This is a genomic window from Oerskovia sp. NPDC056781, from assembly GCF_042789955.1.
Taxonomy (GTDB): domain Bacteria; phylum Actinomycetota; class Actinomycetes; order Actinomycetales; family Cellulomonadaceae; genus Oerskovia; species Oerskovia rustica.
Map to the genome: position 1 here is coordinate 1 of NZ_JBHUAD010000186.1, position 8,122 is coordinate 8,122.

The 8,122-nt window shown below is 72.6% G+C and carries 5 protein-coding genes; 3 read left to right on the top strand and 2 right to left on the bottom strand.

All coding sequences use genetic code 11. From position 1 onward, the window contains the following. Positions 1-87: 87 nt before the first annotated feature. Positions 88-2,727: a glycosyl hydrolase family 18 protein gene (locus ACFRCR_RS14460; protein WP_377678475.1), complete on the bottom strand. Its 2,640-nt coding sequence runs from the start codon at positions 2,725-2,727 to the stop codon at positions 88-90. A 231-nt stretch (positions 2,728-2,958) separates the two neighbouring features. Here ACFRCR_RS14460 and ACFRCR_RS14465 point away from each other — a divergent pair, with 231 nt between their 5' ends. Then, the gene (locus tag ACFRCR_RS14465; RefSeq protein ID WP_377678477.1) at positions 2,959-3,585 is read left to right on the top strand and encodes a uridine kinase; all 627 of its coding nucleotides are present in this window, start codon (positions 2,959-2,961) and stop codon (positions 3,583-3,585) included. 180 nt (positions 3,586-3,765) lie between these two features. On the opposite strand, the gene ACFRCR_RS14470 is transcribed toward ACFRCR_RS14465, so the two are convergent. Further along, a complete protein-coding gene (locus tag ACFRCR_RS14470) occupies positions 3,766-5,301 on the bottom strand; it encodes an MFS transporter (RefSeq protein ID WP_377678479.1) in 1,536 nt (511 codons plus the stop codon). 373 nt (positions 5,302-5,674) lie between these two features. On the opposite strand from ACFRCR_RS14470, the gene ACFRCR_RS14475 reads away from it, so the two are divergent. Together ACFRCR_RS14475 and ACFRCR_RS14480 are read left to right on the top strand one after the other, a co-directional pair. After that, positions 5,675-6,862, top strand: a complete 1,188-nt coding sequence (locus ACFRCR_RS14475) for an aminotransferase class I/II-fold pyridoxal phosphate-dependent enzyme (protein ID WP_377678481.1) — start codon at positions 5,675-5,677, stop codon at positions 6,860-6,862. Positions 6,863-7,138: 276 nt separating this feature from the next. Continuing rightward, entirely contained in the window at positions 7,139-8,026 is an 888-nt protein-coding gene (locus ACFRCR_RS14480) for a DUF559 domain-containing protein (RefSeq protein ID WP_377678482.1), read from the top strand. The last annotated feature ends 96 nt before the right edge of the window (positions 8,027-8,122 follow it).

The following is an 8,122-nucleotide window of genomic DNA, read 5'->3' on the forward strand; positions in this document are numbered from 1 at the left end:
GGGGGGGGGGGGGGCCGGGTTGTTGGTTGTGGCCCCCCCCCAACCACCCCGCCGCGATTCCTCTACCTCGGCACCGGCCTCAGGGGGTCAGCACGCCCCCTCGTCCTTCCACGGCCCCCAGTCGCTGGCGACCGGGGCGTTGCCCTGCGTCCAGTACCGGGCGGACCACCTGTGGCCCGCGTGCGTGACCTGCGCTCCGCCGTTGTACGCCGTCCCGGCGACCCACGGGGCCGCCGAGCACCCGGCTCCGCCGGTGTTGCCGCCCGGGCTCCCGCCTGGGGTCCCGCCCGTCGTCCCGCCGGAGACCACCGGGTTCACGACCTGCACACCGCGCGGGTGGTCGTAGGTCGTGGCGTAGGTGTTCGTCCCGATCGTCACGCGGACGTTCGAGATCTGCGCCATGGGCAGCCGCCACGACAGCTTGGTGTACGCCGAGCCCCCCGCCGGGATGCCGCCCGAGGGCACCTTGAGCGTCGCCGAGTGCAGGTCCCCCTTGAGCCCGCCCACGTTGTTGCCCGAGTGCCCCGCGACCGTCGTGATGCCCCAGCCGTTCTGCTCGCCGATCGTCGCGGACGTGGTCGTCGCGAAGTCGAACGCGATGGTCGACCCCGCCGGGATCGCGACCGTCGACCTGTTCGAGAACGTCACCCGGGGGTTGATCGGGTAGTTGTTGTCCCCGAGCGCGAACTCCGAGAAGGAGACCCCGAGGTCGATCGCCTGCGCGGGCGTCGCGGTCTTGGACTTGGCCGCTCCGTAGGGCGCCGCGGTGGAGAACGTCGAGTGCATGCGCGTCACGAGGCTGTCGCCCATGCCGTACTCGCCGCTCGCCGGGTCCAGGCCGTAGTCCCCGGCCAGCTCCCAGATCATGAGGCCGCCGTAGCCGCCCGCGACCACGTAGTCGGCCTTGGCCTGGATCGCCTGGTCGGAGTCGCCCGAGATGAACGACTTCGTCTGCGCGTTCCACCACCACTCGGTCTTGGTGACCGGGTCGAAGTTGTGCTGGTAGGTCCCGGTCAGCGGACCGGTCGGTGCGCCGTAGGCCGCCGCGTACGAGCCGACCTTGCCGTTCTGCAGGTTCAGCATGTGCCAGATCGGGTTGCCGCCCGCAGGGATCTTCGCCCCGGCCTTGTCGACGTCGTACCAGATGTTGTCGATCCCGCCCGCGCCGTTGCCGCACTTGGACGTGCCGCCCAGCGAGGGGCCCGTGCCGGGCGGGCACTTGGTCTGGTCGGGCAGCGCCGCCTTGCCCCACAGGCCGTTGGTCCCGCCCTGCACGTTGGTCCAGCCACGCGTGTAGAACGGGACGCCGATGTTGATGCGCCCGGCCTGCACGGCCCCGCGGAAGTAGTGCGCGGCCCAGTCGGCGTTGAGGTACCCGATCCCGTCGTACGCCCCGTAGACGCCTGCGGCTGCGAGCTCACCGTCCTTGCCGTCGTCGAACAGGGCGCCGTTGCCGCCCACGAAGTCGTTCCACGTCCCGTGCAGGTCGTAGGACATCACGTTGACGTAGTCGAGGTACGGCATGATCTGGAAGACCTCCATACCACGCAGCAGCCACCCGGACGCGGGGGCCGCGATGGTCAGCATGTAGTACTCGCCGTCCTGCGCGGCGGCCTTGTCGAGGGCCTCGCGCGTGGTCTTCATGAGCTGTTCGTAGTTCTTCCAGAGCTGCCCACGCCGCGCGTCCGCGATCTGGAAGTCGTCCGGGTTCCCGGCCTTGACGTTCGAGGTCGGGTACTCGTAGTCGATGTCGATCCCGTCGAACCCGTAGGTCCGCACCATCGCGACCGCGGACGCCGCGAACGCGTCGTACTCGGCCTGCGTGTCGAGGGTGTAGAAGCCGCCCGAGGCGACACGGTTCCCGTCGACCCCGAAGTAGCCGCCCGTCTCGGCCCAGCCGCCGACCGACACGAGCGTGCGCACGCCCGGGTGCTGCTTCTTGAACTTGGTGAGCTGGTTGAAGTGGCCCTTGTAGGGGACGGTCGGGTCGAGAGCGTTCTCGGCGCCCGCGAACGTCAGGCCCGTCGCCTCGCTCGTCGCCGACTCGGCGTTCACCGAGATCCTCGAGTCCGGTCCGACGTGCGCGAACGCGTAGTTGACGTGCGACAGCTTGGTCCACGGGATGTCGCTCGCCAGGTACGACGGCGTCCCCTCCTTGCCCGTCCGCCACGACGTGAAGTACCCGATCACGCGGCGGTCGAGCCCGTTGGGCAGCTTCTCGCGCCCGGCCTCGTCGTACACGTCGCAGTAGGGCACGTCGACGGTCTTGTTGACGGCGAGCCCGTCGGGACGGCACTTCTCCTGCGGGTTGGTGGAGATGGGGGTGCCGGGGTCGGCGCCGGTCGGGTCGCCTCCGGTCGTGCCGCCCGTGGAGCCGGTCGTGCCACCGGTCGTGCCGGTCGTCCCACCGGTCGTGCCCGTCGGGTCGCCGCCCGTCGTCCCTCCCGTCGTGCCCGTCGGGTCCGTCCCGCAGGGCCCGACGATCTTCCACGCCCCCCACTGCTGCGTCCCCGGTGTCTCGCCCTGGGTCCACCAGGACGCCTTGTAGTTGGACCCGCTGTACGACGCGACGCTCCCGCCCGTGTACGCCGACGACGCCGACCACGCGGGCGCGCACGCCTCGGCCGCGGACGCCACGGGTACCTGCGCGACGAGCGGTACCGCCACCACTGCCGTCGCGGCGACTCCGGCGAGCCACCGCCTCACGGACCGTCTGCTGCGTTGCATGATCGACCGCCTCCCCAGCACGGCCGCGGCACCGTTGTCGCGGCATCGTGTGCCGTCACGCTAGGCCGCGCGTCGCGGCGCCCACATCAGGGGCGCCCGCACAGTTCGGTACGTACGTAGTTCCCGTACGGGCTCCCACTGGGTGCACAGGTTCGGCGCCCGCGCTGGGCCCAGCCCGTGCCCGACGGCGCCGCGCACCCGGGTAGGTCCGCGGGCTGGGAGAATGGTCGGGTGACGAACGGCCTCTTCGACCTGCCCGAGGGCACGCGTGTCCCTCCCCGTCGGATCGTCCTGCTGACGGGGCCGTCGGGCTCGGGCAAGACATCGCTCACCCGGCGTCTGGGCCTGCCGGTCGTCGAGCTCGACGACTTCTACCACGACGTCGACCACCCCGGGATGCCGCAGCGCTTCGGGATCGTCGACTGGGACTCCCCCGGGAGCTGGGACTCGGCGAGCGCCATGGAGGCGCTGCTCGCGCTCGTCACGACGGGCCGCTCGGACGTCCCGGTCTACGACATCCCGACGTCGCGCCGCACGGGCACGACGCAGCTCGACGTGAGCGGGTCGCGGCTCGTGATCGCGGAGGGGATCTTCGCGGCCGAGCTCGTCGCGGCCTGCCGGGCCGAGGGCATCCTGGCCGACGCGATCTGTCTGCGCAGGCCCCGGCTCATGACGTTCTGGTTCCGTCTGCTGCGCGACCTCGGGGAGTCGCGCAAGCCGCCGCGCACCCTGCTGCGCCGTGGCTGGGGGCTGCTGCGCGACGAGCCTCGCCTGATCCAGGGCTGGGTCGACAAGGGCTGCCGGACGGCGTCGCCCGGTCAGGCCGAGCGGGACATCCGGGCGCTCCTCGCGGGCTGACGCCCTGCTTGCGCGGCCCCGGGGGCCGGGCGTCTCCCCAGCACGCCCGACGGCGTCGCTCACCCCGGTCCGGTACGGGCCCGGACCGTCGAGTGTGCAGTTCGGGCTGTCCCGGAGGCCGAGAGACCGCCCGAACTGCACACTCGCCGACGGGCCGGCGGCGCGTCCACCCGGACCGACTCAGCCCAGGTGCACCGCGACCTGGTCACCCTGCGGCAGGAGGCGCTCGCGAGGACCGCGGATCAGCACGGCCGCGAGGACGGCGCCCGCGACCAGCGTGACCGCGGTCGCCACGAACACCGCCGAGTAGCCGTCGACGAACGCCGCGAGCTGTGACGCCTCGTCCGTGACGACGGCCCCGGCGACCGCGCCCACGTAGAGCGTCGTGAAGACGGACAGCCCGATCGAGCCGCCGATCTGCATCGAGGCGTTGACGGTCGCGCTCGCGGCGCCCGCGTCGTGCGGCTCGACACCCGAGAGCGCGACGTTCTGCAGCGGCACCAGCACCAGCGCCATGCCCGCGCCCAGCACGAGCAGAGCCGGCAGGACCTCGACCGCGTACGCACCGTCCACCGTGATCCGGCTCAGCTGGACGAGCGCGGCCGCGGCGACCAGCGGCCCGCCGATCATGAGCGGCCGGGGGCCGAACCGCGCGAGAAGCTGCGTGACCACGGGTGCCAGGACGAGCGTCATGATCGTCATGGGCAGCGTGCCCAGGCCCGCCTGCAGGGGCGAGAGACCCATGACGATCTGCAGGTGGAGCGCAAGGTACAGGAGCGCACCGATCATGAGCGCACCGAAGATCGCCTGCAGCGCGAACGCGCCCGCGCGGACCTTGTCCGTCAGGACGCGCAGCGGGAGCAGCGGCTGCGCGACGCGCGACTCGACCCACACGAACAGCGCCAGGAGGACGACGCCCGCCGTGAGGCACGCGATCGTCTCCGGTGCGGCCCAGCTGTGCTCGGCGAGCGTGAACCCGTAGACGAGCGAGCCGAGGCCGAGCACCACGACGACCGTCCCCAGGACGTCGTACCGGTTGTCCCCCTCGGCCTTGCTCTCACGGATCAGCAGCTGGCCCGCGACCAGCGCGACCACCACGACCGGCACGTTGACCCACAGGCACCAGCGCCAGTCGGCGAACTCGGTCAGGGCACCGCCCAGGACCAGCCCGACGGCGGCGCCCACCCCCGCGACCGACCCGAAGACCGCGAACGCGGTGTTCCGTTGGCGGCCATGCGGGAACGAGACCGTGAGCAGCGCGAGCGCGGCGGGCGCGAGCAGTGCGGCGAAGACACCCTGGAGCCCGCGCATCGCGACGAGCTCGGTGCCGTTGCGCGCGAGGCCCGCGAGCAGCGATGCGACGCCGAAGCCCACCATGCCCAGCAGGTAGGTGCGCTTGCGACCCCAGTAGTCCGCGATCCGCCCGCCCAGGAGCAGGAGCGCGCCGAAAGCGAGCGCGTAGGCCGTGACGACCCACTGACGCTGCGTGTCGGTCAGGCCGAGCTCGACCTGGGCCTGCGGGAGGGCGATGTTCACGATCGTGCCGTCGAGCACGACGAGGAGCTGCGTCAGCGCGAGGATGACGAGGATCCACCAGCGACGGGGGCCGGTCTCGACCGGCGCGTCCTGCTCGACCGGAGCGAAGCCGTGGGGCTCGGCGGAGGGAGGTGCCACCTGGGCCGAGGGCGCAGAGGTGGAGGGAGGGGAAACGGGCATGACCGACCTTCGGGGACGCAGCGGGGATCGTGGGGTTTCCAGCCCGGATCGAGACGTGTCGCGGGATGCCGCAGACCGTTCGACCGCCCCAACTACGAAGTCGGACAGACGAACCATCCTAACGTGTCGACCCGTCAGGAAAGGGTGTGAGGTCGCCCACGGCCGGCCCGCCGACGGAGCGGTACGCGCCCCGGGGTGAGCGGCGCCGTCGGGCCTCCCCACCTCGCCCCGGCCGGTCCGCAGGCCCGGTGCTAGCGTGGAACCGCCTGTTCCGCGCGGCCCGCTGCCGCCCGCCGCGACCACCGTCGCCGACCCGGCGACCACCTCACGGACACCGCCGTCCACCCCGCCGTCGCCCGAGCGAGGAGCTCCCATGGCCGACGAGACGATCTCCCGACGCGCGCGAGACCTCGCGCGGTCCACACCGTTCGACTTCCTGCTCGGATTCTTCGCGCACGAGTACCCCGAGCGCCGGGCCCGCCCCGGGGTCCTCGACCTGACGTTCGGCAACCCTCACGACCCGGCCCCGACCGAGTACGTCGAGGCGCTGCGTGCGAGCGCCGTCCCGCGCGACGAGCACTGGTTCGGGTACAAGGTCAGCGAGCCCGCCGCACGGGCCGCGGCCGCGGAGTCGCTGCGGGACGTGGTGGACCTGCCCTTCGATCCCGACGACGTGCACCTCACCACGGGCGGATTCACCGCCCTGGCCCTCGCGCTCAAGCTGGTGTGCGACCCGGGCGACGAGGTCGTCTACAGCGTGCCGCCCTGGTTCGCGTACGAGGTGATCGTGCGCGAGGCCGGGCTCGTACCGGTCAAGGTGCCGATCTCCCCCGAGACGTTCGACCTGGACCTCGGCGCGATCGTGGACGCGATCACGCCGCGCACCCGCGTCGTGCTCGTCAACACGCCCAACAACCCGACCGGACGCGTGTACCCCCTGGACGAGCTGCGCCGTCTGGCGACGTCGCTCGACGAGGCCACGGCGCGGAACGGGCGCCGCATCTTCGTGGTGTCGGACGAGCCGTACCACCGGATCGTCTACGACGGCACGGAGTTCCACAGCCCCGCCGAGGTCTACCCGTGGACCCTGCTGGCCTACAGCTACGGCAAGACGCTCCTCGCGCCCGGCCAGCGCATCGGGTACCTCGCGGTCCCGCCGACCCTGCCTGGGCGCGAGGACCTGCGGCCCGCGATCGAGGCGCTCCAGATCGCGATCGGCTACGCGTTCCCCAACGCCGTCCTCCAGCACGCGCTGCCGCTCCTGGAGCGCATCCCGTTCGACGTCGCGCTCTACCAGCACAAACGCGACCTCATGGTCGCCGGGCTGCGAGACATCGGCTACGACCTGCACAGCCCCGAGGGCACGTTCTACCTCTTCCCCCGCTCCCCCGACCCCGACGACCGCGCCTTCGAGGCCCTTCTCGCCGACCACGACGTCCTGGTCCTGGGCGGGAAGTACTTCGAGACCCCGGGCCGGTTCCGTATCTCGCTCACGGCGAGCATGGAGACGCTCGAGGCGAGCCTGCCACGCTTCGCGGCGGCGTTCGGCGAGGTGGGCTGAGGGGGCGTTGCGCGCTCCACCCTGCCGCTCCTGCCCGACGGCGTCGCTCGGCTCGTGCGGTGCGGCCGCGGGGGCGGGGCAGGTCGGGTCGTCTCGTCGAGTGTGCACTTCGGGCTGTCATCGGACGCTCGTGACAGCCCGAACTGCACACTCGGCGAACGCCCCCGCCGCCTGCGGCCGGCCCCACACTCGTCCACAGGCTGCGCCCATGGTCCGCTGCCCACAGGCGGTGGACAGCGGCGACCGGCCCCCGGACCGACCGCGCAAGACTGCGCCATGCGCACCTCCCCCGTCCCCCGGCCGCTGCGCGGCGAGCCGTTCCGGCGACGCACCGCCCTGTCCCTGACGACTGCGTCCCGACTCCGCGGACCGGCGTACCGTGCCCTCCTGCGCGGGGTCCACCTGGACGCCGCCGAACCGCTCGACCACGGCACGATGATCCTCGCCGCGCGGGCGGCGCTGGGCGCGGACCCCGTGGTCTGCGGGCGGAGCGCCGCCTGGTGCTGGGGAGCCCGCCAGGTCGGGGCGAACGACCCCGTCGAGATGGCGGTCCCACCGCCGCGCCGGGTCCGGTCGCGCGCCCGGCTGACCGTGCGGTCCGCGACTCTCGATCCGGAGGACGTGTGCCGCCGGAGCGGCTTCGGTCTCATCACGTCCCCCGTGCGCACCATGCTCGACCTGGCGCGGCTCGAACCCGTCCCAGTGGCTGTGCCCCTGATCGACGCTCTGCTCGCATGCTCCCGGATCCCGGTCGACGAGGTCCTCGCCGCAGCGGCAGAGCTCCGAGGTGAGCGGGGGGTGCGGCGCGTGCCCGGGGTGCTCGCGCTGTGCGACCCCGGCGCGGAGTCCCCGCGTGAGACCGCGCTCCGGCTGCTCCTCGTCCTCGCAGGACTGCCTCGGCCCGTCACCCAGCACGTGGTGCGCGACGCTTCCGGCCGGTTCGTCGCGCGCGTCGACCTCGCCTGGCCGGTGCTCAAGGTCGCCGTCGAGTACGACGGGGCACATCATGACTCGCCAGACCGCATCCGGCGCGACCGCGCGCGGCTCAACGCGCTGCGACGGTGCGGGTGGACGGTGCTCGTCGTCGACCGTGCGCAGCTCCTCCGCCCTGCCGACGTGGTCGCCCTGGTGCGCGACGTCCTGGAGGGGGCCGGCCGTGCGTGACGTCGTGGGCGGCCGGGTCGGGTCGGTGTGCGCACCGAGCGTGGGGGTGGGGGGGGGGGGCCGGGACCGGGGGGGGCCCGACATAAAACACGAGGC

Bases quoted from the DNA above. Each gene is read 5' to 3' on its own strand.
- ACFRCR_RS14460 (WP_377678475.1), bottom strand. From the start codon at position 2,727: ATGCAACGCAGCAGACGGTCCGTGAGGCGGTGGCTCGCCGGAGTCGCC.
- ACFRCR_RS14470 (WP_377678479.1), bottom strand. From the start codon at position 5,301: ATGCCCGTTTCCCCTCCCTCCACCTCTGCGCCCTCGGCCCAGGTGGCA.
- ACFRCR_RS14475 (WP_377678481.1), top strand. From the start codon at position 5,675: ATGGCCGACGAGACGATCTCCCGACGCGCGCGAGACCTCGCGCGGTCC.
- ACFRCR_RS14480 (WP_377678482.1), top strand. From the start codon at position 7,139: ATGCGCACCTCCCCCGTCCCCCGGCCGCTGCGCGGCGAGCCGTTCCGG.